This window comes from Methylobacterium sp. P5_C11, from assembly GCF_054049775.1.
Window position 1 is genome coordinate 1 of sequence record NZ_JBFULS010000033.1, and the last position, 25737, is coordinate 25737.

The following is a 25737-nucleotide window of genomic DNA, read 5'->3' on the forward strand; positions in this document are numbered from 1 at the left end:
CGATCGGCCCGAGCGATCGGCCCGAGCCTCGGCCGGAGCGGCCTGCGCCACCCCCCGCCGCACGGGAGCGGGCCGAGCCGCCGGCCCAGCGCCAACCTCAGGCCGAGCCGCCCGCGCGGGAGCGTGCACCCGACCGCCGGCCGGAACCGCCGGCTCCGCGGGCGCCCGCACCGGAGCGACAGGAGCGTCAGCAGGAGCGGCAGCAAGAACGTCAGCAGGAACGCCAACAGGATCGGCAGCCGGATCGTCCGGGCCGGGCGACCCAGGAGCGGAGTCCGGACGAGCGCGCGGCCCCCGCCCGGCCCGGCGTCGAGCGTCCGCAGCGTCAGGACCGGGAGGGCGGTCCTGCTAGCCGCCCCGACACCGAGCGGCCCTCGGCGCCCCCACAGCAGCGGCAGGCGCCGGACAGGGACCGCCCGTCCCCAAATGCAGTTCCGAACCGTGCGGGCCCGCGGGATGCAGCGCCGGACCGCGGACCGCCCGGGCAGCGGCCCGGAGGTCCCGCAACACCCGCCCCCGAGACACGATCGCCGCCTCCGAACGCCGCCCCCGGCGCGGGTCCGAATGTGGCGCCCGGCGCGCCGGGCCGGCCGGATCGGCGGCCGGATGCGCAGCCCGAAGGCCGTACGCAGCCGAATGCCGGCCCCGGCGCGGAGCCGGGTCGGCCCGTGCCGCCCAACATGGCTCCGGGCATGCCCGGCCGGCCGGTGCAGCGCCAGGACGTCCAGCCCGATGGTCGTCTCCAGACCAATGGCGCTCCCGGCGCGGAGCCCGGACGTCCCGTCCCGCCGAACATGGCGCCGGGCGTACCAGGCCGGCCGTTCCAGCCGTCGGGACAATCACCGGCTCCGGGTCAGGCTCCGGCGCCAGGCGGGGTGCCGCCGGGCGCGGTGCTGCCGGGCCAGCCGGCTCAACCGAGCCCGGGTCGCCCGGCTGATCGCGGCAGTTTCAACGCGCCCGGTCAACCGGGCTACATCCCGGGCGGCTTCCGCCAGGACGACGACGTCCGCAATTACGAGCAGGTCCGGCGCGACCGGCGCGAGTACAGCGAGGGGGGCTACACCTATTATCGGGAGCCGGGCCGGATCATCGTCCGCGATCGCGACACCTACCTGATCCGCCACGACGAGAACGAGCGCTTCCGGGATCTCGACCCGCGCGGCTACCGCTACGAACGGCGCGGAGCCGATTTCTACAGCTTCATCGACCGGCCGGGCGGCGAGCAGATCGTCACCGTCACGGATGATGGAGGCAGGCTGCTGCGCCGCTACCGCCGCTTCCGCGACGGCCGCGAGGTGCTGATCATCGACAACAGCTATGCCGGACCGCCGCGGCCGATCTACGAGGACGTCGTCGTGCTGCCGCCGCCGGACATCCGGATTCCGCGCGATCGCTACATCGTCGAGTACGATCAGGCGGACGAGGGGACGGTGTACGAGGCGCTCACGGCGCCGCCGGTGGTCGCGGTCGACCGCCGCTACACGCTCGATCAGATCCGTTACAGCCCGGATCTGCGCGCGCGGATGCGGTCGGTCGACATCGACACGATCACCTTCGACACCGGCTCGTTCACCGTGACGCCGGATCAGGCGGCGCGGCTGTCGGTCATCGCCGCGGCGATCAACAAGGCGATCCGGGCGAACCCGCAGGAGGTCTTCCTGATCGAGGGCTACACCGACGCGGTGGGGTCCGACATCGACAACCTGTCCCTGTCGGACCGGCGGGCGCAGTCGGTGGCGACCGTGCTGACCCAGCAGTTCCAGGTGCCCCCGGAGAACCTGACCACGCAGGGATACGGCGAACAGTACCTGAAGGTGAACACGCAGAGCCCGTCGCGGGAGAACCGCCGCGTCACGGTCCGACGGATCACGCCGCTGCTCCAGCAAGGTCAGGGACAGGCCCCGCCGCCGCGCTGAGGACGCGGCCCGGCACCGACGGTTGACGGCGCCGGGCTTCAGCCTCACCACCGGGCGAGTATGCGCAGCACGGGACGGCGATGGCGAGCGAGGCGGACGGCGGGCTGATCCGGTCGGGCACACCGGTCTTCCGCCTCACGGCGCTGGCGCTCGCCGCCGCCGGGTTCTCGACTTTCGCGGTGCTCTATGCGGTGCAACCGCTGCTGCCGATCTTCGCGGATGAATTCGGCGTCTCGCCGGCCGAGAGCAGCCTCGCCCTGTCGCTGCCCTGCGGCCTGCTGGCGGTGGCGCTGCTGGCGGTCAGCCCGCTCTCGGAATTCTGGGGGCGCAAGCCGGTGATGCTGGCCTCGCTGGTCGCATCGGCGCTCCTCACCATCGTGGCGGCCCTCGTGCCGGGCTGGTACGGCTTTCTGACCCTGCGCGCCCTTGCCGGACTGACCGCCAGCGGCTTGCCGGCCGTGGCCATGGCCTACCTCGCCGAGGAGATGGACGCACAGGCGATCGGCCTGTCGATGGGACTGCTCGTCGGCGGCAATGCCCTCGGCGGCATGTCGGGCCGCCTGATCAGCGGAGTCATGGCGGACCATCTGGGCTGGCGCGCCGGGCTCGCCCTGATCGGCGGCCTCGCGCTCGCCGCCGCCGTGGCGTTCTGGCGCGGGCTTCCGCCCTCGCGCCGCTTCGTCCCCCGCCGCCTGGCGTGGCGGGAGGTGCCGGGCAGCTTCACCCATCATTTCCGCGATGCCGGCCTGCCGTGGCTGTTCGCCGAGGCCTTCCTGCTGATGGGCGGCTTCGTCTGCATCTACAACTACATCGGCTTCCGCCTGCTCGATCCGCCGTTCTCGCTGAGCCAGACGGTGATCGGCCTGATCTTCTCGGTCTACGTCGCCGGGATGGTGAGCAGCCCTGTCACCGGTGAGCTGGCGAGCCGCTTCGGGCGGCGGCGGGTCCTGTGGCTCGCCACGGGCGTCGGCCTCGCCGGCATCCTGATGACCCTCGCCGACAGCATCCTGCTGATCGTGAGCGGCATCGTGGTCACGACGATCGGCTTCTTCGGAGCCCATTCGGTCGCGAGCAGCTGGGTCGGGCGGCGCGCCCTGCGGGACCGCGCGCAGGCCTCCTCGATCTACCTGTGCCTCTACTATCTGGGCTCGTCGGTCCTCGGCACCGCGGGCGGCTGGTTCTTCGCCCACTCTGGCTGGAACGGCGTGGTGCTGTTCGTGGGCGGACTGTACGGTCTGGCACTGATCATCGCCCTTCGGCTGTCCCGCCTCGCGCCGCTGGCGACCTGAACCGGAGATCCGCCCATGAGCGAGCGCAGCCACGTGCGACACGTCGTCGACCAGTTCGGAGCGCAGGCCGCCGCCTACGTCACGAGCGCCGTGCACGCCGCCGGTGCCGACCTCGACCGGATCGGCGAACGGGTCCGCGCCCGGCCGGGGGCGCGGGTTCTCGACCTCGGCTGCGGCGGCGGCCACGTCTCCTTCGCGGCCGCCGCCGCCGGCGCCGTGGTCACGGCCTACGACCTGTCGGCCGAGATGCTGGCGGCGGTCGCCGCCGAGGCGTCAAGGCGCGGCCTTGACCGGGTCGAGACCCGTCAGGGCGGCGCCGAGGTCCTGTCCTTCCCGGACGCCGCGTTCGATGCGGTCCTGACCCGCTACAGCGCCCATCACTGGCGCGATGTGGCGGCCGCGCTGTCGGAGGCGCGGCGGGTGCTGCGCCCGGACGGGTTCCTCGTCGTCAGCGACATCGTCGCCCCAGAGGATCCGCTGCTCGACACGCACCTGCAGGCGCTGGAACTGCTTCGCGACTCGTCGCATGTGCGCGATTACCGGGTGTCGGAATGGCGCGCCTTGCTGGAGGTCGCGGGCTTCGATGTCGACAACACGACCCCCAGCCGGCCGCGCATGGAGTTCGCGAGCTGGATCGCCCGGATGCGGACGCCCGCAGCCCATGTCGCGGCGATCCGGTCCCTTCAGGCGGTGGCGCCCGCGGAGGTCACCGCCCATTTCCGCATCGAGTCCGACGGCAGCTTCCTGCTCGATGCCGCACTGATCGAGGCGCGCCCGAGGCTTGGCCGTTGACCGGCCGCAGACGCGCTCCCATGTTGCAGCCTCGCGCCACCAGAGGGAGCCGCCCCCGCCCGGCAGGGTCGCGGCTCAATGATCCGGCCTGATCGAACTCGTCGTCGTCATCCTGCTGATCGCGCTCAACGGCGTCTTCTCGCTGTCGGAGCTGGCCGTGGTGTCGGCGCGCAAGAGCCGGCTTCGGGCTCTCGCCGAGGATCGCCGGCCCGGTGCGCAGGCCGCCCTGGCGCTGGCCGAGGAGCCGGGACGCTTCCTGTCGACCGTGCAGATCGGGATCACCCTGATCGGCATCCTGTCCGGTGTGGTCTCGGGGGCGGCCTTAGGCGACCGCCTCGCCCTGGTGCTGATCGACCTCGGCCTGAGCAAGGGCTTGGCGGACACGCTGGGCTACACCCTGGTGATCGCGGTGATCACTTACCTGTCGGTAATCATCGGCGAGCTGGTGCCGAAGCATCTCGCCCTGCGCGACCCTGAACGGATCGCCTGCGCGGTGGCGCCCGGCATGCGCGTGGTCTCCCGGGCCGCCCTGCCGGCCGTGTGGCTCCTCGACGCCTCGACCAGGGCGGTGTTCCGGCTGATCGGCCAGGAGACCGAGAGCGCCAGCGCGGTGACCGAGGAGGAACTCCGCAGCCTCGTTGCCGAGGCGGAGACCGCCGGTGTCATCGAGGGCGACGAGCGGGCGATGATCTCCGGTGTCCTGCGGCTCGGCGATCGGCTGGTCCGCGGCGTCATGACCCCGCGCACCGACGTGGTCTGGATCGATCTCACCGACGATCCGGAGGTCGTCCGGGCACGGGTGCTCAGCAGCGCCTATGCGCGCCTGCCCGTGGCCGATGGCGGTCCCGACGCGATGATCGGCGTGCTGCAGCTGCGCGACCTGATCGGCCCTCTTGCCCGGGGCGAAGCGCTCGACCTGCGCGCGCATGTCCGCCGCGCCCCGGTCCTGCCCGACACCCTCGACGCCCTCGATGCCCTGGAGGCCCTGCGCAAGGCGCCGGTGCCCATGGCGCTGGTGCACGACGAGTACGGGCACTTCGACGGCCTCGTGACGCCCGCCGACATCCTCGACGCCATCGCGGGGGCGTTCCCGGCCGAGGATACGGAGCCGGACGCGGTCCGCCGCGCGGACGGATCCTGGCTGATCGCCGGCTCGATGCCCGCCGACGAACTGGCCGATCGGCTGAGCCTGCGGCTCCCGCCCTCGCGCGACTACGCCACCGCGGCCGGCCTCGTCATCGCGATGCTTCAGCGTCTCCCGGAGACCGGCGAGACCTGCGACATCGCCGGCTGGCGCTTCGAGGTGGTGGATCTCGACGGACGGCGCGTCGACAAGTTGCTGGCGACCAAGCTGGCGGACGCCGAGGCCGGGTAGCTCAGGCGGTCTCGCCGGCCAGCCGCCGCGCCGTGCGGTCCGGCCCGATCAGCGGCAGCAGGCCCGCGAGGTCCGGGCCGTGCTCCAGACCGGTCAGGGCGAGTCGGAGCGGCATGAACAGGCCCCGTCCCTTCGCGCCGGTCCGGCTGCGGATCTCAGCCGTCCAGGTCTTCCAGGTGTCGGGGCCGAAGGGCGCGGGCGGCAAGGTCTCGCACGCGGCCGCGATCACCGTGGGCTCCGACAGCACCGGCGTGACCGGGCCGGCAACCACCTGCCACCATGCGGCAGCATCCGGCACCCGTATGAGATTGGCCCGCACCGCAAGCCAGAAGGCCTCCGCGGAGTCCTGCGGGATGCCGAGAGCCGTGAGGCGCTCGGCCACCGCGGCGTAGGGCAGGGCGTGGACGAGGCGGGCGTTGAGGCCGTCGAGTTCGGTCGGGTCGAAGCGGGCCGGCGCCCGCGAGATTTCGCCGAGATCGACGAGGCTCGCGAGGGTGTCGAGGTCGGGCACGGCCCGCACCGATTCGGCCGAGCCGGTGAGCACCGCCAGCGAGCGCACCGCCGCGGGCTCGTAGCCCGCCTCGCGCAGGCCGCGCAGCGACAGATGTCCGAGTCGCTTCGACAGACCTTCCCCGTCGGCCGTGGTCAGCAGATTATGGTGCCCGAAGATTGGAACGGCCGCGCCCAGCGCCTCGAAGATTTGCACCTGCACGCCGGTGTTGGTGACGTGGTCCTCGCCGCGGATGACGTGGGTCACGCCGAGATCGGCGTCATCCACCACGGAGGGCAGCGTGTAGAGGTAGCTGCCGTCAGCTCGGATCAGCACCGGATCCGACAGGGACGCGCAATCGACATGGGCCGGACCACGGACGAGATCGTCCCACGTCACGGTCCGCGCCTCCAGCAGGAAGCGCCAGTGCGGCCGGCGGCCCTCGGCCTCCAGCGCCGTGCGCTCCTCGGCGGTGAGGCGCAGGGCCGCCCGGTCGTAGATCGGCGGCTGGCCCCGCCCGAGCTGGCGCCGGCGGCGGCGCTCCAGCTCCTCCAGGGTTTCGTAGCAGGGATAGAGCCGGCCCGCCGCGCGCAGGCGCTCGGCCGCGGCGTCGTGCTGGGCCTTGCGGGCGCTCTGCCGGGCGAACAGGTCGGGCTCGATGCCGAGCCAGGCCAGATCCTCCCGGATCGCGGCGGCGAAGGTCTCCGTGGAGCGCTCCGCGTCGGTGTCGTCGAGACGCAGCAGGAAGCGGCCCCCGGTCCGGCGGGCGAACAGGGCGTTGAGCAGGGCCGGCCGGGCGTTGCCGATGTGGAGATAGCCGGTCGGCGAGGGGGCGAAGCGGACGAGGGTCATGCCCGCTCTCTAGCCGATCTCCACGGGAATGTGCGCGGGACTTCGCGCCGGTAAAGGCCTCCGTCCGCGCTCCGCTACCCAGGACCGCGAAAACCCGTCAGAAGGTCGCCCCTGGTGCAGGGCGGACTGAAGCGGCATGGCGACGGGTGAGACAGCCGACATCGTGGTGGTCGGCGGCGGGATGGTCGGCCTCGCAAGCGCCATCGCGTTGCGGGACCGCGGTTTCGACGTCGTCCTGTGCGATCCCGGCGAGGCGCGGGCGCGGACCTCCTACGGGAATGCCGGCGTTGTCAGCCGCGGGTCGATCCTGCCGATGTCGAGCCCGGCGCTGTGGGGCAAGCTCGCGGCCTACCTGTGCAATGCCGATCGGGGCCTGCGCCTGAACCACGCGCATCTCCCGCGCATCATCCCCTACACGGCGCATTTCCTCGCGGCCGCGCGGGCCTCCCGATGGCGCCGCGCCGCCGCGGCGCTGCTGCCCCTGACGAGTGCCGCCTATCCGGCCCACGAGCGCCTCGCGGCCCGGGCGGGAACCGGTGATCGGTTGCAGCGGACCGGCTGGCTCAAGGTCTACCGCACGGAGGCCGCCTTCGCCGCCGCGGCCCTGGAGCGCGAGATCCTGGCGGGGCACGGGGTCGCGTTCGAGATCCTCGACCCGGCCGCCCTGCATGCCCTGGAGCCCGCGTTGGTGCGTCCCTACGCGCGGGCGATGCTGCTCACCGAGACGGGCTCGGTGCGTGAGCCGGGCCGGCTGATCGAGGCCTGCGAGGACCTGTTCGCGGGGCTCGGCGGGCGCCGCCTGCGGGGCAGCGTCGCGCGCCTCGAGCCCGGGTCGAACGGATGGCGCGTGGCTCACGAGGGCGGCGTGGTCCAAACCCGGCAGGTCGTCCTGGCCGCCGGCGCGGCCTCCGGCGCGATCGCCAGAACCCTGGGCTACCGCTTCGCCGTGGCGGAGGAGCGCGGCTACCATCGCCACTATGCCCTGCATCCGGATAGCCCGCCGCTGACGCGGCCGGTTCTCGATACCGGTGCCGGCTCGATCCTGTCGCCGATGGGCGACCGGCGGGTGCGGGTCCTGTCGGGCGTGGAACTCAACGCCCGTCAGGCCGCCCCGGACCACACCCAGATCGAGGCGGCCTCCCGCGAGGCCGCCGGAACCCTCCGGCTGGGCGGCCCCCTCGACAACGAGCCCTGGCTCGGGTCCCGTCCGTCGACGCCCGACGGGATGCCGGTGATCGGCCGGGCGCCCCGGCACGAGGGTCTGCTCTTCGCCTTCGGCCACGGCCATATCGGCCTCTCGACCGGACCGATCACCGGAGAGATCATCGCCGACCTCGCCGCCGGGCGGGATCCGGCGGTGCCGGTGGCGGCCTTCGCGCCCGAGCGGCTCCTGCGGTGGCCGCGGCTGATCTGATCGTCAGCGCCAGTCGTAGGGGTTGTACGGCTCCAGCGCCGCCTGGATCTTCCGCAGTGCGTCCGGCTGCCGCTGGAGATCGGCCTCGCGGGCGAGCGCCCGCAGGAACGCCTGCGGGCCGTGCTCGAGATCGCGCGACAGGCCGTTGAAGCGGTCGGCCGGCTCGACATGGGCGGGATTGACGGCGACGCGGTAGTCGAGCCCGCAGGTCGGCGGGTCGATCCCCAGGCGGTAGCAGATCCGCACCCGCGCGAAGGGCGCGCCCGGGCGATAATCGACCTGGTACCCGCCGAAACGGAAGGCGCCTCCGGTCGCACGCTGCGCATAGGCCAGCGTCCGCGCCACGGTGGTGAAGCCGGCGGTGCGCCGGTCCTTCACGAGGTCGATCGCCGCGCGTTCCGACGGAACGAACGGCTGCGCGCAGGCGGCGCCGGACACCGATGCCGCTAGGACGGTCGGAAGGAGGAATCTCATGGCGTCTTCATGCAGACCGCGACGGGCTCGGCATCCTTGGCGGCTTTGGCGGTCATGTCCAGGCAGCTGACCGTGGAGACGCCGTCCGTGACGGTTACGGACGGCAAGACGGCCATGCCCCGGCAATAGGCGCCGATCAATTCCTCGTCGCGGCGGCAGGCGACGTCGAGGCGCACTTGGCTGTTCATGGCCGGGCCGGACGGTCCCGGCGGTCCGACCGGTCCGGTCTCGCCCGTCGGACCCCGGGCGCCCGTGGCGCCGTTGAGTCCCGCGGGTCCCTGCGGCCCCGGCGGACCTTGATCCCCCTTCGCGCCCGGAGGCCCGGCCGGCCCGGGTTTCGGGGCCTCGCAGCCGGTGAGCGCGAGCGTCGCCGCCGCTCCGGCGACGATCGCGATCAAAGAGGCTCTCTTGCGGTTCTCCGGCCACGCCTGCGGAGACCGAACTGGTGCGGGGCCACGATGCGTCAACGGATCCGGCCGATCGCGACACTGTGTACACAACCCATAGTGAAAACACCGTAGCGCGCCGGGTCTGCGCGATCAGATTAAGGCTTTCGCAAAGACTTGTGGCCACATCAGTCGTGATGTTTGGATTGAATCGCTCTGTTTGCTCATGAACGGCCGAGGACCAATACGCCTAGCGAATAGAGTGACGTCAGGTTGTCTTCTCAAGGCGCTCGGGCGTGATGCCGGCGGCGCCGCCGCCGTGGAGTTCGCCCTCGTGGCGCTGCCGTTCCTGGCGCTGTGCGGCGCGATCATCCAGATCGCCTTCCAGATCTGGGCCACGCAGAACTTCGATCGCGCTCTGCAGAATGCCGTCCGAACGATCTTCACCGGTCAGTTCCAGCTCGATACGGCGGGTCAGACCGATCCCGCGACGTTGCTCGCTGCGCTGAAGACGCGGATGTGCGGGCCGGCCAACGCGCCCATCGCCAACGTCTTCAATTGCCAGAACGCCAAGATCGACGTCGCGACGGCGAGCACCTTCTCGGGCGCCAGCGCGAGCAAGTCGATCGACACCGCGACGGGCACCTGGAGCACCAGTTTCGGAACCAACTACCGGTGTGCGCAGCCGGGGACGATCGTGATCGTCACGGCGGCGGTGCCGTTCCCGACCTTCTTCAACCTGATGGGTCTGAACACGCGGCAATTCACCAGCGGGTCCAGCACGGGATCGAGCCTTCTGACCTCCACCGCGGTGTTCCGGACCGAGCCTTACCAGATCGTCGGAGCGAGCCCATGCCCGTCCTGACCCGCCGGGCCGCACGGCTGCGGCGCGACAGGCGTGGCAGTGCGATGGTGGAATTCGCCGTCATCCTGCCGCTTCTGCTCGCGATCTGGGCGGGCATGACCGAGGTTGCGCACGCCATCGACGAGTGGCGCAAGCTCACGCAGCTGGCCCGTACCGTCGCGGACCTGACCGCGCAGGGCGACACGCAGAACCCGATCAGCCCAACCCTGATGAACGACATCATCGCCTCCGCCACGGCGGTGATGCGCCCGTTCGATACGTCGAAGGTCAGGATCGTGGTCAGCGCTATGGGCGTCGACCTGAAGAATCCGAGCCCGGTGCCGCTGGTCTGCTCCAGCGTCGCCAATGCCAACGCCACCGCGCGCAGACCCGGGACCGCGACCGGCCTCACCGTCCCGGACGGCTACCAGACGGCAGGGATGCGCTACGTCCTGGCGGAGGTCAGCATCACCTACGCACCGATGATCGGAAGCGCCCTGGTCAAGCTCGCCAGGGGCGTTGGCGACACGATCACGTTCACGAGCAGCGCGCCGTGGCCGACCCGTGGCGGAAAAACCTACGGCACCAACACCTACACCGAAGTCGTCCTTCCGGACGCCAATCACGCGAATTGCGATGGCACGACGATCAATCGCGCGTCCTGACGGCGCGGCCAAGCGGTGGCGACACCGCCTCGTCCAGGATCGCGGCGGCAATGTCGCCATGCTGTTCGCGTTCCTCAGCGTGCCGATGCTGATGCTCGGCGGCGCTGCGATCGATTACGGTTTCGCCACGCGGCTGGAGACGAAGCTGCAGGCCGCGACCGACGCCACGGCGCTGCTCCTCTGCCAGACGCCGCTCGCGACCCCGCAGGCCGACCTCAACACCCTCGCCGTGACGACCATGGCGGGCGCCATGGGGACGGCGAACCTGGTGGTCGATCCCCTGGCCATCACCAGCAACCCCCGCAAGATCACCCTCACCACGCACAAGCTGTCGACGACCTTCTTCGGCGCGCTTACCGGCACCAAGCGGATCAACCCGGGGGCCGTCGCGCAATGCGCCACCCCGCTGCCGAAGACCTTCGAAATCGCGCTGGTGCTCGACAATACCGGTTCGATGGCGGAATCCAGCGGCGGCCAGTCGAAGCTGAAGGCCGTTCAGGTCGCGGCGGCGAACTTCGTGGACTACGTCTACACCAGCGCGGCCTTCTCCAGCGCGACCAAGATCGCGATCGTGCCCTTCGCGGGTGCCGTGGCGGTGGATCCCACCGCCTATCGCTACGCCTCCTGGATCGATCTGAACGGCGTATCGAGCTACCACTGGACGAATATCATCCAGTCGCCTCCGACGCCGTTCAAGAGCCGATTCGACGTCTTCGCGAAGCTGCAGGCCGTCAATCGCGCCTGGGGCTGGGCCGGCTGCCTCGAGTCGCTTGCGTACCCGCTCAACGTGCAGGACGGCGCCCCCTCCGCCTCGAACAAGGATTCCTACTACGTGCCGCTCCTGGCACCGGACGAGCCAGGGGATGGCACCTCGCAGGTCGCTCCCTTCCCGGTCGGCAGCCAAAATCCGACGGCCTACAGCTACAACAGCTACATCGATGACCGCACCGGCGGCAGCTGCCAGAACAGCAACTCGTACACCACGGCCCTCGGGCAGGCGTGCAAATACGTCAACCCGACGGACGCCGTGTCCGCATCCCCCCTCGGCATCCCGAACGGCCCGAATTTCGGCTGCACGACCCAGCCGCTTCAACGGCTGACCAACAGCACGTCGACCCTGAAGACCCTCATCAACAACATGGCGCCCATGGGGTCGACCAACATCCATGAAGGCTTCATGTGGGGCTGGCGCACGCTCTCGCCCAACAGCGTCTTCGCCGACGGACAGCCCTATGCGCCGAGTTCGAGCAGCTCGTCCGCGACGACGATCAACAAGGTCATCATCCTGATGACCGACGGCACCAACAGCTGGAGCGCCAACCCGTACGCGCCGACCGGGTCGCTCTATTTCGCGGCCGGCTACTTCAAGAACGCCAACGGCTCGACCGCCAATCCGCGCATGCCGCCGAAATATCAGAACATCGCGGACGCGAACACGGCCCGCTCCGCCCTCGACGCCCTGACCGCGGAGGCCTGCAGCAACGCCAGGGCGGTGAACGTCTCGATCTACACGATCGGGTTCAGCATTCCGTCCGACCCCATCGACGCGGCCGGTCAGACCCTGCTGAAGAACTGCGCCTCGACGCCCGACCAATACTTTCTCGCCAACACGTCGGACGACCTGATCAAGGCCTTCCAGACGATCCAGGCGAGCATCGGCGCTTTGCGGCTGACGCAGTAGAGCCTGCGGTCGAAGAGAGCGGCATCCCGGCCCGCAGCCGGGGCCGGATCAGTCGTCCCGATAGACGCGTTCGCGCCGCTCGTGACGCTCCTGGGCCTCCAGGGAGAGGGTGGCGATCGGCCGCGCGTCCAGCCGGCGCAGGGAGATCGGCTCGCCGGTCTCCTCGCAGAAGCCGTAAGAGCCGTCCTCGATGCGGGCCAGCGCCGCATCGATCTTGCCGGTGAGCTTGCGCTGGCGGTCCCGCGCCCGCAGCTCGATCGCCCGGTCCGTCTCGGACGAGGCGCGATCGGCGAGATCGGGATGGTTCTCGTTCTCGCTCTGGAGCGCCACCAGCGTATCCTGCGCTTCGCGCAGGATGTCGTTCTTCCAGCTCAGCAGCTTGCGCCGAAAATATTCGCGCTGCCGGTCATTCATGAAGGGCTCGTCGTCGGACGGGACGTAGCCGTCCTCCAGCTGCACCTTCGCCATGCGTCACCCTCGACTGGCTGGTAAACCGCCCACCAGGGGATGGCCGGTGTGCGGCGATAACGTGAGGTGCCGTATAGTCGAGGTGCCTCAGCGCTACAACGCACACGGATGCAGCGGTTGTAACTGGCTGTCACTGCCTCGGTGCGTGCGGCAAACAGGCCACGGTACAGAAGTTTTGCTCTGTCATCTGGCCCGCAACCGGATGATCGCGGCCGCGATCTCGCTCGTCAGCGTCCGGGCGAGCGGCAGCCTGTAATGGGTCTGGTCGAAGAACTCGTCCGGATCCGCCGCCTCGGGACGGCCGTCGCGCCAATCCACCACGGTGCTCAACGGGTGCGTCGCGAGGACCGACCGGACTTCGGTCCGGCAGGCTGCCTCGACCTTCGCACGGGGGCTGCCGGCCGATGGCTCGGCGCGGGCGTAGACGGGTGGAAAGACCACGACCACCGGTGTCGTCGCGGGGATCCGCGCCAGCTCGGCGCGCAGGCGCGTCGCGATCGGGAAGGGGCCGCCGTGGTGCGGCTCGGGCTCGGGACCGACGGGCTTCTCGAGCGCCGCCTTCTTGGCCGGGTCGATGCCGAAGCCCTGGCTCAGGTAATTGCGCTCGTAGTCCCACCACCCGTCGGCTGCGGCGATCTTGCGGTGCCGGTTCAGCAGCCAGCCCAGACGGTTGATGGTCTCCTGCGCGGCCGAAAAGCGGATCAGCCCCCTCAGATAGGCGGGCCAGTCGCCCACGAGCCAGTAGGGAAATCCGTGCTCGCTCGGAAACGTCGGGTCGTCCGCGCACCAGAACGAGTCGGCCGAGAGCACGATCACTTCCGGTCGGGGATGGTGCAGCAGGTACCAGCCGAGCAGCGCGAACTGCTCGGCCGGGCCGGTGGCCGGCACCGACAGCTGGAGGAACGGCACACCGGTGAGCCGGGTCAGGGCCGCGGGCTCGATGAGCTGGATATGCGAGTTGCCGATCACGACGCCCCTGTAGGCCGGATCGCGCCCGCGTACGGCCGAGGCGGTGCGGGGTCCCTGCGGCCGCACGGCGCCACGGGACAGCAGCGTCGACCGGCCGGTATCGTAGGGGTCGACCAGAACCGCGAGGGCAAGGTAGCCCGCAAACAGGCCGGCCATCGTCAGGAACAGGGTGCGGGCGAAGCGGCGCCAGTCCCGGTCGGTCGTGGGGGGAGCGGACGCCATCCTCAGAACTGGAAGTAGATGAACTCGTAGTTCGCATCGTCGCCGATCTTCAGCAGGACGAGCACGAACACCAGGGCGAATCCGGCGGCGAGGAGGCGCCGCGGCGGCAGGCGGTGCACCGCGTTCCAGGCGGTGGGTCCGACCGTGGCGACCAGGGCGGCGATCGCGATGGTGCGCCACTTGAAGCCCGCGCCCCTGGGCGCCAGCCCGAACAGGCCCTTGAAGATCACCAGTGCCGCCTCGAAGCTCGTCGCCCGGAACAGCACCCAGGTCAGCACCACGAACAGGCTGGTGAGCAGCCATCCGACCGGCGCCGGGATCGCGATCCGGGTCCGGCGGACCAGCAGGCCGGCCCCGAGGCCGATCCCGTGGAGCGCACCCCACGCGAGGAAGGTCAGGCCCGCCCCGTGCCACAGGCCGCCGAGGGTCATGGTGGCGGCGAGCGCCCCGACCTGCCGCGGCAGACCGCGGCGGTTTCCGCCCATCGGGATGTAGAGGTAGTCGCGCAGGAAGCGCGACAGGGTCATGTGCCAGCGCCGCCAGAAATCCTGCAGGGACGTGGCGCGGTAGGGGGCGTCGAAATTCTGCGGCAGGACGAGGCCGAACAGCAGGGCGATCCCCAGCGCCATATCGGTGTAGCCGGAGAAGTCGAAATAGATCTGGAAGGTGAAGCCCAGCGTCGCCTGCCACGCCTCCACCACCGTGACGGCCTTGCCGGCGGCGGCGGCCTGGAAGACCGGGTTCACGTATTCCGCCAGCGGATCGCCGAGGAACACCTTCTTGGCGAGCCCGACCGTGAGCAGCATGAGCCCGCGGGCGAAGCGCTCGGCGGCGTCGGGCCGGGCATACGGCGCCTCGTCGAACTGGTGCATGATCTCGCTCCAGCGCACGAGCGGGCCGGCGAGAACCTGCGGGAAGAAGGCGATGTAGAGGGCGTATTTCACGAGCCCGAAGCTCGGCGCCCGGCCGGCCCGCAGGTCGGCGAGATACATGATGTGGTGGAAGGTGAAGAACGAGATGCCGAGGGGCAGGGCGAGGCCGAGCCGCGGCGTCTCCAAGCCCGGGATCAGGTTGGCGAGGTCGGCGGCAAAATCGAGGTACTTGAAGACCCCGAGCAGGGCGAGGTTGGCGGCGATGGCGGCCGGGATCAGCCAGGGGCCGGGCCAGCGGCGGTAGAGGCGGGCGACGCACCAGTTCGCCAGGATCGAGCCGGCGAGAAGAGGCACGAATCGCACGTCCCACCAGCCGTAGAATACGAAGGACAGGCCGACGAGGAGCGGCAGCCGCCATGCGGGGGCGGCGCGCGCCACCAGCCCATGGAGGATGAGCGCGGCCGGCAGGAAGGCGAGGAGGAAGACGAAGGAGTTGAACAGCATCGGGCGAGGCGGCGCGGAGGAGCCCGGATGGGCCGCCGTTGTCTCCGAGCGAGAGGGACCGCCTTGTCGAGGATCGGCGCCGGCCCGTCAATCGCCGCCCGAAAGCCGTCATGGATCGCCGACCGCCGACGGGTCGCGGGCGATGACGGTTCGAGGATCTGAAGCGCGGTGGCCGGGACGCTCAGGTCGGAGCCGGGACCGGAGTCGCCAGAGGCTTTCCCTTCTGAACGGTGAATGTGACGAACAGCTTGGCCGCGTCCGCTCCGTTCTTCAGCGTATGCGGTGTCTCCGGTGCCGTCACCCAGGCGGTGCCGGGCTTGATCGTCCGCGCCGCCTCGCCCTTGATCTGCAATTCGCCGACGCCTTCCAGGGCATAGCCCGCCTCAATGCCGGGGTGCGTGTGCCAGTCGATGACGAAATTCGGCTCGATATCGACGATGACCTGGAGCGTCTCGTAGCCCGGGGTCGGACCATCGATGCGCGAAGTAATCGTTCGCTTCAATCCGGCCGGTGCCTGTGCCGACGCGTCATCCGCGACGAATCCGACCGCCGCGCAGATCGCGCAGCCCGTGAACATCCGTCTGGTCAACATGCGTTTCCTTCCCGCCTGCGTACCGCAGATCTTCGAAACAGGTTGTTCGGACCGAGGAATGACCTCGGGACGCCAATTTTGTATAAAAACCAGATTTTACCTGATCGTCACACCAAATTGATCGCGATTGACAGAGTTTAAAAATGTAAGCGCAATTTTTCAGTATGACAACGCAATTGATCGCAGGCGAAGACGGCCGGCACTTTGCTCTTGATGGACAGTTGGGGGTCGGCCTGGCGGCCGTGACTTGGCGGGCGACGTCCGTCGGGAGACGGGCGCGGGTGGCTGCGGCGACCCGGCAGGGTCTGCCGAACAGCGGCGTTCTCCGGATCCGTCCTGCCGGCCAGAGGGCGGTGGTTCCCGGGACGACACGGGCAACGCCCTGCGGCGGCGATGACGAGCGGAGTGCGGTGACGACCGGCGACCCGCGCAAGGCTGTCGGCCCGGTGCCGACCGGCGAGAGCAACTACGCTGCGCGCCGGGCCGCCTCGATCGTCAGGCCGAGGCCCACCGAGCCGAACGTGTCGCCCTCTACGACGCGCGCCGCCGGCAAGGCGGCCGTCAGCGCGGTGCGCAGATGCGGCAGCCCGGTGGAGCCGCCCGTCAGGAACAGGGCGTCGATCCGCTCGGGCGCCAGTTCCGCCTGCGCGAGGCAGCGCCCGATCCGGGCTGCCACCGCCCGGGCGAGGTCATCCGTCTGCGCGGCGAGCGTGCCGCGGTCGACCGGCACCGCGAGCCCGCGCTCCACGAGGCTGAGATCGAGCAAGGTCGCGGCGTGCTCCGAGGCGGCGATCTTGGCGACTTCCACGGCGCCAGCCAGCGCGTGCCCACGCTCGCCCTCGACCGCTTCACGCAGCCGCGCGACCAGATCGGGCCGGGCGCAGTCGCGGATCACCTCGTCGATCTCGCGCAGCGTCTTCGAATTGTAGAGCCGGTTGATCGCCGACCACGTGGCCAGGTCGTGAAAGTAGGCGTTCGGCACGGCGAGGTCGCCCCGGCGCATCGGGCTGCCGAGGCCGAGGAGCGGCATGACCGTGCCGAGGCTGAGCTGCCGGTCGAAATCGGTGCCGCCGATGCGCACGCCGTCGTTGGCCAGGATGTCGCCGGCACGGTCCGCCTGGCCCCGGCGCTCGGGCGACAGGCGCACGATGGAGAAGTCCGACGTGCCGCCGCCGATATCGGCCACGAGGGCGATCTCCTCCGACCGCACCTGCCGCTCGTAATCGAGGGCGGCGGCGATCGGCTCGTACTGGAACGACACACTCCGGAACCCGACGTCGCGCGCGATGGCCCTCAGGGTGTCCTCGGCACGGCGGTCCGCCTCCTGATCGCCGTCGACGAAGTGGACCGGGCGGCCGTGGACCACGCTGTCGAGGCTCTGCCCGCAGGCGGCCTCGGCCCGCTCCTTCACGGCCGTCAGGTAGCGGGCGATGATGTCGCGCAGGCGCATGCGCTGCCGGCCGACCGGGGTCGCTTCGTCCATCAACGGCGTGCCGAGCACGGATTTCAGGCCGCGCATCAGCCGGCCGGACCGGCCCTCGACATAGGCCTCTGTGGCGGCCCGCCCGATGACCGGCTCTTCGCCGAGTTCGAAGAAGATCGCGCTCGGGATCGTCCGGTGCGCGCCCTCCAGGGGCAGCAGGGTCGGCCCCTCCGGGCCGGCGGCCCCGAGGGTGGTGTTCGACGTGCCGAAATCGAGGCCGCAGGCCGCCATCGTGGGGTGGATCCGGGACAAGCTGGGAGGGGCGTGGCCCTACAGGGTGGCGGCGCCGGGGTCCAGGGCGGATGGCGCACGGGTGACATCGCGGGAAGCGTGGACAGCGCCGCGGCGGGCCGCCCGGAGCCGCCGCATCGTGCTATGAGGCGCCATGCGTTCCGACATCGATCTCGGCCTGACCGGCGAGCGCCCCGCGCTCCTCGACCTCACCGAACTGCTCGCCACGCGGCTCCTGGTGCAGGGCAATTCCGGCTCCGGCAAGTCGCACTTGCTGCGGCGGCTCCTGGAGCAGAGCGCCGGCCTCGTGCAGCAGGCGATCATCGACCCCGAGGGCGATTTTGCCAGCCTCGCCGACCGCTACGGCCACGTGGTGGTGGAGGCGGACGGCGACGACGTCGCCCTGCAGCGGATCGCCGCCCGCGTGCGGACCCACCGGGTCTCGGTGGTGCTGTCGCTGGAGAACCTCGACGCCGACGGGCAGATGCGGGCGGCCGCCGCCTTCCTGGGCGGATTGTTCGATGCTGACCGCGACCATTGGTACCCGATGCTGGTGGCGGTGGACGAGGCGCAGCTCTTCGCGCCCGCCGCAGCCGGCGAGGTCTCGGACGAGGCGCGCCGCCTCTCCCTCGGGGCGATGACCAACCTGATGTGCCGGGGGCGCAAGCGCGGGCTCGCCGGCGTCATCGCTACGCAGCGGCTGGCCAAGCTCGCCAAGAACGTGGCGGCCGAGGCCTCCAATTTCCTGATGGGCCGGACCTTCCTCGACATCGACATGGCCCGCGCCGCCGACCTCCTCGGCCTGGAGCGCCGGCAGGCCGAGACGTTCCGCGATCTGCCGCGCGGACATTTCGTGGCCCTAGGGCCGGCCCTGTCGCGGCGCCCGCTCACCATCGCGGTCGGGCCGACCGCGACGGTGAGCCGGAGTTCCTCGCCGGTGCTCGTCCCCCTGCCCGAAGCCACGGAGGATGCGCGCGCGCTGATCCTGACGGCGAGTCCCGAGGAGGTCGCGACGCCGCTGATGCCCCGTCCGAGGCCGCGGCCGACCCCGGCCCCCGACGTCCTCGTCCAGCTCGCCAACTATCGGCCGCCGGCACCCGCGGAGGACCCGGAGGAGGAGCCGATGGATCCGGAGGCCCGCGAGACGGCGCTCGCCGAGGTGCTGGCCTCGGTGCTGGCGGATGCCGACGCGGCGGCCTGTACCCCGGCGACGCTCTATCAGGACTTCACCGTCCGCTGCCGGATCCGACGCCTGCGCGGCGACACGATGGGTTTGCCGGAGTTCAAGCGGCGGCTGGCGGTGGCGCGGGCCGAAGCGGGAGGAGAGGTGGCCGACAATTCCGGCTGGGAGCGGGCGCAAAGCATCGCGGCCGGCCTGCCGGATGACCTCGCCGGACTGTTCCTGGTGGTGGCCCGCGCGGCGATCGAGGGTGCGGCCTGCCCCACCGACGCGATGCTGGCCGAGGCGTACGGCACGAGTTCGGGCGGCCGGGCACGGCGGATGCTGGCCTATCTCGAGGAGCGCGGCGCGATCATCTCCCGCAAGGACCTGCGCGGGGCGCCGATCATCGCGGTGCCGGATCTCGGCGTCGAGACCGGGCCGGGCGAGCCGCAGATCCTGCCGACGGGGCCGAAGCGGCGGGCGGTTTAGGGGCCGGCGTCCTCCAATCGGTGACGTCGTCCACCGCAGGGTGGGAGGGCCGGACAGGCTTCGCTTGGACGGCGCCGGACATGACAGAGCGTAAACCGACGGTTAAGAGGCCCCTTCTAGCCTTACGTAACGGGTGCCAGCCGATCCTCGGACATGAGGGCTCAAGGCCATGGGGCCTTGTGAAAACGCGTAGCTCGGAGATCGCGTGGCTTGGGGGCCTGACCGCTGGCGCTTCTATCGGCTCGTCGCGCGCGAGGCCGCGCGCGCGGTCCGCGCCGTCGGTGCCAGCCTCACCGCCTCGCCCGACATCCTCGCCCGGATGCGGGTGACCGGACTGGTGATCGCCCCCCAGGACCTGCGTACCTCCGACGCCACCTTCGCGGACGATATCTATGCCGGCCTGTTCGTCTTCGCCGGCCGGTCGCTGGCGGCGAGCGGCGGGTCGCCCTTCGACTACGCGGCGCCCTCACCGGAATGGGCCGACGAGCTTTACGGCTTCGGCTGGCTGCGCCATCTGCGCGCCGCCGACACGGCCCTGGCCCGGGCCAATGCCCGTGCCTTCGTGGCCGACTTCATCGCCGGTCGGGGCGACGCCGCGCTCTCCCGCCAGACGCCGGTGGCAGCCCGCCGGCTGATCTCGTTCCTGTGCCAGTCGCCCCTCGTACTGGAGGGCGCCGACCATGGCTTCTATCAGAACTTCCTCAAGGCCATCGGCCGCAACGCGCAGCAGCTCGAGCGCGACCTTCGGCGCGGGGTGCCGCCGCAGTGGCGCCTGAACGCCGCGGTGGCGCTCTGCTACGCCGGCCTCTGCTGCGACGGCATCCAGCCGATCCTGCGCCGGGCGACCCGGGTGCTGACACGGGAACTCGACCGCCAGATCCTGACCGATGGCGGCCACCGCTCCCGCGACCCGCGCTTCGCCATGGAGCTGCTGCTCGACCTCTTGCCGTTGCGCCAGAGCTACCTCAGCCGCAGCGTCGAACCGCCGATGGCCCTGCTGCGCGCCGTCGACCGGATGCTGCCGCTGTTGCGGCTGCTGCGCCATCCCGATGCCTCGCTGAGCCACTTCAACGGCATGGGGGCCACGGACGCGGACCATCTCGCGACGCTCCTGGTCTATGACGGTGCGCTCGCCCGGCCGCTGATGCACGCGCCGAATTCGGGCTACGAGCGCCTGGAGGGTGGCCGGGTCGTGATCGTCGCCGATGTCGGTGCGAGTCCGCCGCTGCCCTACTCGGTGAACGCCGCTGCCGGCTGTCTGGCCTTCGAGATGTCGAGCGGTCCGCAGCGCATCGTGGTCAATTGTGGCCTGCCGGCCAGCGGTGCGGATCTGCGCCTCCTCGCCCGCTCGACGGCCGCCCACTCCACGGCCGTGGTCGCCCACACCTCGTCGTGCCGGTTCCTCACCCGCACCGGATGGTGGGGCGAGCGGCAGCTGGCCGACTGGCTGATCCGGCGGCGCGGACCCGTGGTGCTCAGCGGCCCGTCGGCGGTGGCGTCCGAGCGGGCCGAGGAGGCGGACAGCATCGTCCTCGCCGCCCGGCATGACGGCTACGGGCCGGACTTCGGCATCGTCCACGAGCGCCGGTGGCAGCTGTTCCACGCCACGGCACGCCTGGAAGGTCGCGACGCCTTCCTGCGCCAGGGCAAGGGGCTGAGCCGCGGGCGGCGTCTGCGTCCGCAGGACGTCGCGATCCGTTTCCACCTGCATCCCGGCATCGCCGTGCGCAGCATCCCGGAGGGGCTCGAACTCGCCTCGGCCCTCGGCGAGGTCTGGGTCTTCCGTTCCGAGAACGCGGAGACTGCCCTGGAGGAGAGCGTCTACTTCTCGGGCCTGACCGGGCCGCGCCGCACCGATCAGATCGTGTTGCACCTGCGCGTGTCCGAGGATGTCGAGGTTCGCTGGAGCTTCGAGCGCCTGGCCTCTGCACCCCTGCGCGGGGTGGCGCCCTGACGGAGTCGGCTGGCCGGGCTCACCCGTTCCATGCTACCGCGCCGGAAAATCTCGAACGTTCGGCTCGAAGCTATGGCGCACGATCAGGTGCGGGTCTCCCGCGCGCTCCTCTCGGTCTCCGACAAGACCGGTCTCGTCGACTTCGCCCGGGCGCTCCACGCCCGCGGCATCGCGCTGGTCTCCACCGGGGGCACCCATCGCACCCTGCGGGAGGCCGGGCTTCCGGTGACGGAGGTCGCTGACCTCACGGGCTTCCCCGAGATGATGGACGGCCGCGTGAAGACCCTGCATCCGGCGGTGCATGGGGGCCTCCTCGCCATCCGCGACAACCCCGAGCATCAGGCTGCGCTCGCCGCCCACGGAATCGGCGCGATCGACCTTCTCGTGGTGAACCTGTATCCGTTCGAGGCGACCATCGCGGCCGACAAACCGGACGAAGACTGCATCGAGAACATCGATGTCGGCGGCCCGGCGATGATCCGCGCGGCGGCCAAGAATCACGCGGATGTCGCCGTCGTCACCGACGTGTCGGACTACGCCGGCGTGCTCGCCGCCCTGGAGGCGGATGACGGCGCCCTCGGGGCGCAGCTGCGCCGCCGCCTGGCGCAGAAGGCCTTCGCTCGCACGGCCGCCTACGACGCCGCGATCGCGAACTGGATGGCCGGCCGGTTCGGAGCCGACGAGCCGGCGCCGTTCCGCGCCTTCGGGGGCACCCTGGGGCAGGCGCTGCGCTATGGCGAGAACCCGCATCAGTCGGCCGCCTTCTACCGGTCGCCGGGCAAGGCCCGCCCGGGCATGGCGACGGTCCGACAGCTCCAGGGCAAGGAGCTGTCCTACAACAACTTCAACGACACGGATGCGGCCTTCGAATGCGTCGCCGAGTTCGACCCGGCGCGGACCGCCGCGGTCGCAATCATCAAGCACGCCAATCCCTGCGGCGTCGCCGAGGGCGCGAGCCTGCTCGAAGCCTACGAGCGTGCGCTGAGCTGCGACCCGACCTCGGCCTTCGGCGGGATCGTGGCGCTGAACCGGACGCTGGACGCCGAGGCGGCGCACCGGATCGTCGAGATCTTCACCGAGGTGATCATCGCCCCGGATGCCACGCCCGAGGCCGCGGCCATCGTGGCCGGCAAGAAGAACCTGCGTCTGCTTCTGGCCGGCGGCCTGCCCGACCCGCGGGCGCCGGGCGAGACCGTGCGGACGCTCGCCGGCGGCCTGCTCGTCCAGGGCCGGGACGCGGCGGTCGTCGACGACATGCCACTCCGGGTCGTCACCAAGCGCGCGCCGAGCGAGGCGGAACTGGCCGATCTCCGGTTCGCCTACCGGGTCGCCAAGCACGTGAAGTCGAACGCCATCGTGTATGCTAAGGCCGGCGCCACGGTCGGCATCGGGGCGGGACAGATGTCTCGGGTCGATTCCTCGCGCATCGCCGCCTGGAAGGCCGCCGAGGGTGCGAGGCGCCTGGGCCTCTCGGAGAGCCTCGCGGTCGGCTCGGTCGTGGCCTCGGATGCCTTCTTCCCGTTCGCCGACGGGCTGATGGCCGCCGCCGAGGCGGGCGCCACGGCGGTAATCCAGCCAGGGGGCTCGATGCGCGATGCGGACGTCATCGCCGCGGCCGACGAGGCCGGCCTCGCCATGGTCCTGACGGGCCATCGTCATTTCCGGCACTGACGCCCCCGCGCCGCAACCCCGGCGCGACGGTCTTCCCCCAACCTCCGCTGGGAGAGGGGCTCGGGGCGCATCACCGCCGCGTCGATCGACCCGTTAACGATCCGGGACGATCCGGCTTGTCGCCCTGATTTTTCCAGGTGAACGGCGGTCCGGTCCAGCATCGCTGCGAACAATCGCCGTTCAAGTCGAGTCGCGGCAATAGATCCGCGGTATCATTCAATGCTGTCATTCGAGCATTGTTGCCGGAAAAATATCCCCGTCTTTGCGAATATATGCGGCACAAGCGGCGCGGGTTGATATTTTCTCGGCCGGGCGCCATCATCACCGCAATGTGCGCCGGAAGCTCGTGTGAAGAACTTCCTGGATTGGCTCCGGGTTGGGTGACGAGATGTTGGTCGCTGCGCTGTTGTTCCTCGTCGGCTGGCTGATCGGCCGGTCCTACTCGGCGATCGTGATCGCTATGACGTCCTCCGTCGTCATGTTTACTGCGATGACGATGTTCATGTCCGTCTACGGACTCGATCTGCTGCATGTGCTGATCATGCTGGGATATCTGACCGCGCATCAGGCCGGGTATCTGTTAGGTGCCTACCTCACTGGGTATCCGGAAAACAATTGACCAGGTCACTCAATCCTACCAAAGCCAGACCAGTCGACCGGCAACACTGTTGATCGCGATCCACAACGCGAAGGCAAGCAACGACCAGATAACAACAATTCGAATCGGCGGTCGTCTTCCTGTCTGACGGCCCAGGCGTATCAAGACGTCGCTCACGTTCACGTTCCGAGTGCCTCAGAGTGGAGAAAACTTGATACGGCTTCGTACCGCTTCAGGTTCCTCCGGTTCATTTGTAGGACGGATGAAGTTTCTTCAGGGTCGAATAATTCATGCGACCCTCATGCGGTCTTCGATAGAATCGATCTTTACTGTAAGTTGCAATAACCGGCTCTCTTTAGGGCGCTGCATCCGGATCCGAACAATCGATATGGCGCCGTCTGAGGAGACTTCGGCCCTCGCCGAGGTCGATCTTGTCTATGTCTGTAGGCGATCCGCAGAAATGCAATCCGTGACGAACCGCACCCGGCGCTATTCAGCGGTGGCGTTGCGGGCGCGTCACAAGCGGTCCTGCCGCCGTATCGGCCGCCTTCCGCGGGCGCGGCCCGATGATGGGAGACCTCGAACGGAAACGCCCGGGCAGCGTGCGCTGCCCGGGCGTCGATGAGATGCGTTCGTTTGGGTCGGCCTGCGCCGCTCAGGTGTCCGCGAAGATATCGCGATCCTTGGTCTCCGGCACGAACAGCACGCCGATGATCACCGTCGCAACGGCGATGACGATCGGGTACCAAAGGCCGAAATAGATGTCGCCGGTCTGCGCCACCATGGCGAAGGCAGTGGCAGGCAGCAGACCGCCGAACCAGCCATTGCCAATATGGTAGGGCAGCGACATCGACGTGTAGCGGATCCGGGTCGGGAACAGCTCCACCAGCATGGCGGCGATCGGGCCGTAGACCATCGTGACGAACAGCACGAGGATGAACAGCAGGCCGATCACCTGGGCGACCTGCGGCCGGAAGATGTCGAATGGGTTCGACATCTTCACGATCTCAGGGTCGCCCGCCTTCGGGTAGCCGGCGGCCTGGAGCGCGGCGAGCGTGGCCTTGTTGGCCTCGGCGTTGCCGCCCTGGGGGTACGGGACCTCGGTGTCGTTGATCCGGATCGTCGTGGGTTGACCGGCCGCGCCGGGGGCGGTCGCGTAGCGCACGGACGACTTCGACAGGAAGTCGCGGGCCAGATCGCAGGGGGCCGAGAAGACCCGCGTGCCGACGGGGTTGAATAGGGTCCCGCAGCTTGCCGGGTCCGCCGTGACGGTGACCTTCACGTTCTCGATCGCCGCCTCCAGCCTCGGGTTCGCCGTGGATGTGATGCCCTTGAAAATCGGGAAGAAGGTCGCGGCCGCGATCGCGCAGCCCGCCAGGATGATAACCTTGCGGCCGATCTTGTCCGACAGCCAGCCGAACACGACGAAGAAGCCGGTCCCGAGGAGCAGCGACCACGCGATGAGCAGGTTGGCCGTGTAACCATCGACCTTGAGGATCGATTGCAGGAAGAACAGCGCGTAGAACTGACCGGTGTACCAGACCACGCCCTGGCCCGCGACGAGGCCGAACAGGGCGATGAGCGCGAACTTGGCGTTCCGCCACTGGCCGAAGGCCTCGGTGAGGGGCGCCTTGGAGGTCTTGCCCTCGTCCTTCATCTTCTTGAAGGCCGGCGATTCCGAGAGCTGGAGACGGATCCAGACCGAGATGCCGAGCAGTAGTACAGAGACCAGGAACGGGATGCGCCAGCCCCATTCGGCGAAGGCCGCCTCGCCGGTGAAGCTGCGCGTCGCCAGGATGACGAGGAGCGACAGGAACAGGCCCAGCGTCGCGGTGGTCTGGATCCAGCTCGTATAGAAACCGCGGCGTCCGTTGGGTGCGTGCTCCGCCACGTAGGTCGCGGCACCGCCGTACTCGCCGCCGAGGGCCAACCCTTGTGCGAGGCGCAGGACGATCAGGATGATCGGGGCAGCGATCCCGATGGTGGCGGCGTTGGGCAGAACGCCGACAATGAACGTCGACAGGCCCATGATCAGGATGGTGATCAGGAAGGTGTACTTACGCCCGACCAGGTCGCCGATGCGGCCGAAGACCAGGGCGCCGAACGGGCGGACGATGAATCCGGCCGCGAAGGCTAGAAGAGCGAAGATGTCGCGCGTGGCCGGCGGGTATGCCGAGAAGAACTGCGCGCCGATGATCGCGGCCAGGGATCCGTACAGGTAGAAATCGTACCACTCGAACACGGTGCCGAGCGAGGACGCGAAGATCACCCGCTTCTCGGCCGAAGTCATCGGCCTCGCGGCGTCCCCCGTCCGCGGGATTGCGGTTGCCACAGCCATAAAACT

General features: G+C 69.9%; 21 protein-coding genes. 12 read left to right on the forward strand and 9 right to left on the reverse strand.

Annotated elements, in window-relative coordinates; translation table 11 throughout:
• Positions 1 to 2 precede the first annotated feature (2 nt).
• The 4 genes from ACXJKQ_RS17305 to ACXJKQ_RS17320 all read left to right on the forward strand — a co-directional run bounded on the left by ACXJKQ_RS17305 (position 3) and on the right by ACXJKQ_RS17320 (position 5372).
• Positions 3 to 1916 carry an OmpA family protein gene (locus ACXJKQ_RS17305; RefSeq protein WP_457106969.1) on the forward strand — a complete coding sequence of 638 codons (1914 nt, stop codon included), beginning with the start codon at positions 3 to 5 and terminating at the stop codon, positions 1914 to 1916.
• A gap of 80 nt (positions 1917 to 1996) precedes the next feature.
• Complete coding sequence (locus ACXJKQ_RS17310) at positions 1997 to 3205, forward strand: MFS transporter (RefSeq protein ID WP_457106970.1); 1209 nt, start codon at positions 1997 to 1999, stop codon at positions 3203 to 3205.
• Between the two features lie 15 nt (positions 3206 to 3220).
• Complete coding sequence (locus ACXJKQ_RS17315; RefSeq protein WP_457106971.1) at positions 3221 to 3997, forward strand: class I SAM-dependent methyltransferase; 777 nt, start codon at positions 3221 to 3223, stop codon at positions 3995 to 3997.
• 88 nt (positions 3998 to 4085) lie between these two features.
• Complete coding sequence (locus ACXJKQ_RS17320) at positions 4086 to 5372, forward strand: hemolysin family protein (RefSeq protein WP_457107014.1); 1287 nt, start codon at positions 4086 to 4088, stop codon at positions 5370 to 5372.
• A gap of 1 nt (position 5373) precedes the next feature.
• On the opposite strand, the gene gltX is transcribed toward ACXJKQ_RS17320, so the two are convergent.
• Complete coding sequence (gltX, locus tag ACXJKQ_RS17325) at positions 5374 to 6714, reverse strand: glutamate--tRNA ligase (protein ID WP_457106972.1); 1341 nt, start codon at positions 6712 to 6714, stop codon at positions 5374 to 5376.
• A gap of 136 nt (positions 6715 to 6850) precedes the next feature.
• Here gltX and ACXJKQ_RS17330 point away from each other — a divergent pair, with 136 nt between their 5' ends.
• Positions 6851 to 8128 carry an NAD(P)/FAD-dependent oxidoreductase gene (locus ACXJKQ_RS17330; protein WP_457106973.1) on the forward strand — a complete coding sequence of 426 codons (1278 nt, stop codon included), beginning with the start codon at positions 6851 to 6853 and terminating at the stop codon, positions 8126 to 8128.
• 3 nt (positions 8129 to 8131) lie between these two features.
• Here ACXJKQ_RS17330 and ACXJKQ_RS17335 read toward each other — a convergent pair whose 3' ends face one another.
• Both ACXJKQ_RS17335 and ACXJKQ_RS17340 read right to left on the reverse strand, forming a co-directional pair.
• A complete protein-coding gene (locus ACXJKQ_RS17335; protein WP_457106974.1) occupies positions 8132 to 8602 on the reverse strand; it encodes a hypothetical protein in 471 nt (156 codons plus the stop codon).
• Complete coding sequence (locus tag ACXJKQ_RS17340) at positions 8599 to 9000, reverse strand: hypothetical protein (protein ID WP_457106975.1); 402 nt, start codon at positions 8998 to 9000, stop codon at positions 8599 to 8601. Before ACXJKQ_RS17340 ends, ACXJKQ_RS17335 begins: the two co-directional genes overlap by 4 nt.
• A 250-nt stretch (positions 9001 to 9250) precedes the next feature.
• Here ACXJKQ_RS17340 and ACXJKQ_RS17345 point away from each other — a divergent pair, with 250 nt between their 5' ends.
• The 3 genes from ACXJKQ_RS17345 to ACXJKQ_RS17355 are packed head-to-tail and all read left to right on the forward strand — an operon-like array spanning position 9251 to position 12178.
• Positions 9251 to 9853, forward strand: coding sequence for a TadE/TadG family type IV pilus assembly protein (locus tag ACXJKQ_RS17345; RefSeq protein ID WP_457106976.1), 603 nt, complete (start codon positions 9251 to 9253; stop codon positions 9851 to 9853).
• Positions 9841 to 10497 (forward strand): TadE/TadG family type IV pilus assembly protein, encoded by a 657-nt coding sequence (locus ACXJKQ_RS17350; RefSeq protein WP_457106977.1) that lies wholly within the window; start codon positions 9841 to 9843, stop codon positions 10495 to 10497. Before ACXJKQ_RS17345 ends, ACXJKQ_RS17350 begins: the two co-directional genes overlap by 13 nt.
• Positions 10469 to 12178: a pilus assembly protein TadG-related protein gene (locus tag ACXJKQ_RS17355; RefSeq protein ID WP_457106978.1), complete on the forward strand. Its 1710-nt coding sequence runs from the start codon at positions 10469 to 10471 to the stop codon at positions 12176 to 12178. Before ACXJKQ_RS17350 ends, ACXJKQ_RS17355 begins: the two co-directional genes overlap by 29 nt.
• Before the next feature lie 48 nt (positions 12179 to 12226).
• On the opposite strand, the gene dksA is transcribed toward ACXJKQ_RS17355, so the two are convergent.
• The 5 genes from dksA to ACXJKQ_RS17380 form a co-directional block, all read right to left on the reverse strand.
• Positions 12227 to 12646, reverse strand: coding sequence for an RNA polymerase-binding protein DksA (dksA, locus tag ACXJKQ_RS17360; RefSeq protein ID WP_012322444.1), 420 nt, complete (start codon positions 12644 to 12646; stop codon positions 12227 to 12229).
• A 183-nt stretch (positions 12647 to 12829) separates the two neighbouring features.
• Complete coding sequence (locus ACXJKQ_RS17365) at positions 12830 to 13837, reverse strand: hypothetical protein (protein ID WP_457106979.1); 1008 nt, start codon at positions 13835 to 13837, stop codon at positions 12830 to 12832.
• Between the two features lie 2 nt (positions 13838 to 13839).
• The gene (locus ACXJKQ_RS17370) at positions 13840 to 15213 is read right to left on the reverse strand and encodes an MBOAT family O-acyltransferase (RefSeq protein WP_457106980.1); all 1374 of its coding nucleotides are present in this window, start codon (positions 15211 to 15213) and stop codon (positions 13840 to 13842) included.
• Positions 15214 to 15394: 181 nt separating this feature from the next.
• Entirely contained in the window at positions 15395 to 15805 is a 411-nt protein-coding gene (locus ACXJKQ_RS17375; protein WP_457106981.1) for a cupin domain-containing protein, read from the reverse strand.
• A gap of 466 nt (positions 15806 to 16271) precedes the next feature.
• Positions 16272 to 17519 carry an Hsp70 family protein gene (locus ACXJKQ_RS17380; RefSeq protein WP_457106982.1) on the reverse strand — a complete coding sequence of 416 codons (1248 nt, stop codon included), beginning with the start codon at positions 17517 to 17519 and terminating at the stop codon, positions 16272 to 16274.
• 154 nt (positions 17520 to 17673) lie between these two features.
• Between ACXJKQ_RS17380 and ACXJKQ_RS17385 the strand changes: the two genes are divergently transcribed.
• The 4 genes from ACXJKQ_RS17385 to ACXJKQ_RS17400 all read left to right on the forward strand — a co-directional run bounded on the left by ACXJKQ_RS17385 (position 17674) and on the right by ACXJKQ_RS17400 (position 23414).
• Positions 17674 to 19170 carry a helicase HerA domain-containing protein gene (locus ACXJKQ_RS17385; protein WP_457106983.1) on the forward strand — a complete coding sequence of 499 codons (1497 nt, stop codon included), beginning with the start codon at positions 17674 to 17676 and terminating at the stop codon, positions 19168 to 19170.
• 205 nt (positions 19171 to 19375) lie between these two features.
• Complete coding sequence (locus tag ACXJKQ_RS17390) at positions 19376 to 21124, forward strand: heparinase II/III family protein (RefSeq protein ID WP_457106984.1); 1749 nt, start codon at positions 19376 to 19378, stop codon at positions 21122 to 21124.
• Between the two features lie 72 nt (positions 21125 to 21196).
• Positions 21197 to 22795, forward strand: coding sequence for a bifunctional phosphoribosylaminoimidazolecarboxamide formyltransferase/IMP cyclohydrolase (gene purH, locus ACXJKQ_RS17395; protein ID WP_457106985.1), 1599 nt, complete (start codon positions 21197 to 21199; stop codon positions 22793 to 22795).
• Positions 22796 to 23171: 376 nt separating this feature from the next.
• The gene (locus ACXJKQ_RS17400; protein WP_457106986.1) at positions 23172 to 23414 is read left to right on the forward strand and encodes a hypothetical protein; all 243 of its coding nucleotides are present in this window, start codon (positions 23172 to 23174) and stop codon (positions 23412 to 23414) included.
• A 634-nt stretch (positions 23415 to 24048) separates the two neighbouring features.
• Here the strand turns inward: ACXJKQ_RS17400 and ACXJKQ_RS17405 are convergent.
• Entirely contained in the window at positions 24049 to 25683 is a 1635-nt protein-coding gene (locus ACXJKQ_RS17405) for an MFS transporter (protein WP_457106987.1), read from the reverse strand.
• Positions 25684 to 25737: the final 54 nt, after the last annotated feature.

Coding starts and splice junctions, on each gene's coding strand:
- ACXJKQ_RS17310 (WP_457106970.1), top strand. CDS start 1,997: ATGGCGAGCGAGGCGGACGGCGGGCTGATCCGGTCGGGCACACCGGTC.
- ACXJKQ_RS17315 (WP_457106971.1), top strand. CDS start 3,221: ATGAGCGAGCGCAGCCACGTGCGACACGTCGTCGACCAGTTCGGAGCG.
- gltX (WP_457106972.1), bottom strand. CDS start 6,714: ATGACCCTCGTCCGCTTCGCCCCCTCGCCGACCGGCTATCTCCACATC.
- ACXJKQ_RS17330 (WP_457106973.1), top strand. CDS start 6,851: ATGGCGACGGGTGAGACAGCCGACATCGTGGTGGTCGGCGGCGGGATG.
- ACXJKQ_RS17335 (WP_457106974.1), bottom strand. CDS start 8,602: ATGAGATTCCTCCTTCCGACCGTCCTAGCGGCATCGGTGTCCGGCGCC.
- ACXJKQ_RS17350 (WP_457106977.1), top strand. CDS start 9,841: ATGCCCGTCCTGACCCGCCGGGCCGCACGGCTGCGGCGCGACAGGCGT.
- ACXJKQ_RS17355 (WP_457106978.1), top strand. CDS start 10,469: ATGGCACGACGATCAATCGCGCGTCCTGACGGCGCGGCCAAGCGGTGG.
- dksA (WP_012322444.1), bottom strand. CDS start 12,646: ATGGCGAAGGTGCAGCTGGAGGACGGCTACGTCCCGTCCGACGACGAG.
- ACXJKQ_RS17365 (WP_457106979.1), bottom strand. CDS start 13,837: ATGGCGTCCGCTCCCCCCACGACCGACCGGGACTGGCGCCGCTTCGCC.
- ACXJKQ_RS17370 (WP_457106980.1), bottom strand. CDS start 15,213: ATGCTGTTCAACTCCTTCGTCTTCCTCCTCGCCTTCCTGCCGGCCGCG.
- ACXJKQ_RS17375 (WP_457106981.1), bottom strand. CDS start 15,805: ATGTTGACCAGACGGATGTTCACGGGCTGCGCGATCTGCGCGGCGGTC.
- ACXJKQ_RS17380 (WP_457106982.1), bottom strand. CDS start 17,519: ATGGCGGCCTGCGGCCTCGATTTCGGCACGTCGAACACCACCCTCGGG.
- ACXJKQ_RS17385 (WP_457106983.1), top strand. CDS start 17,674: ATGCGTTCCGACATCGATCTCGGCCTGACCGGCGAGCGCCCCGCGCTC.
- purH (WP_457106985.1), top strand. CDS start 21,197: ATGGCGCACGATCAGGTGCGGGTCTCCCGCGCGCTCCTCTCGGTCTCC.
- ACXJKQ_RS17405 (WP_457106987.1), bottom strand. CDS start 25,683: ATGACTTCGGCCGAGAAGCGGGTGATCTTCGCGTCCTCGCTCGGCACC.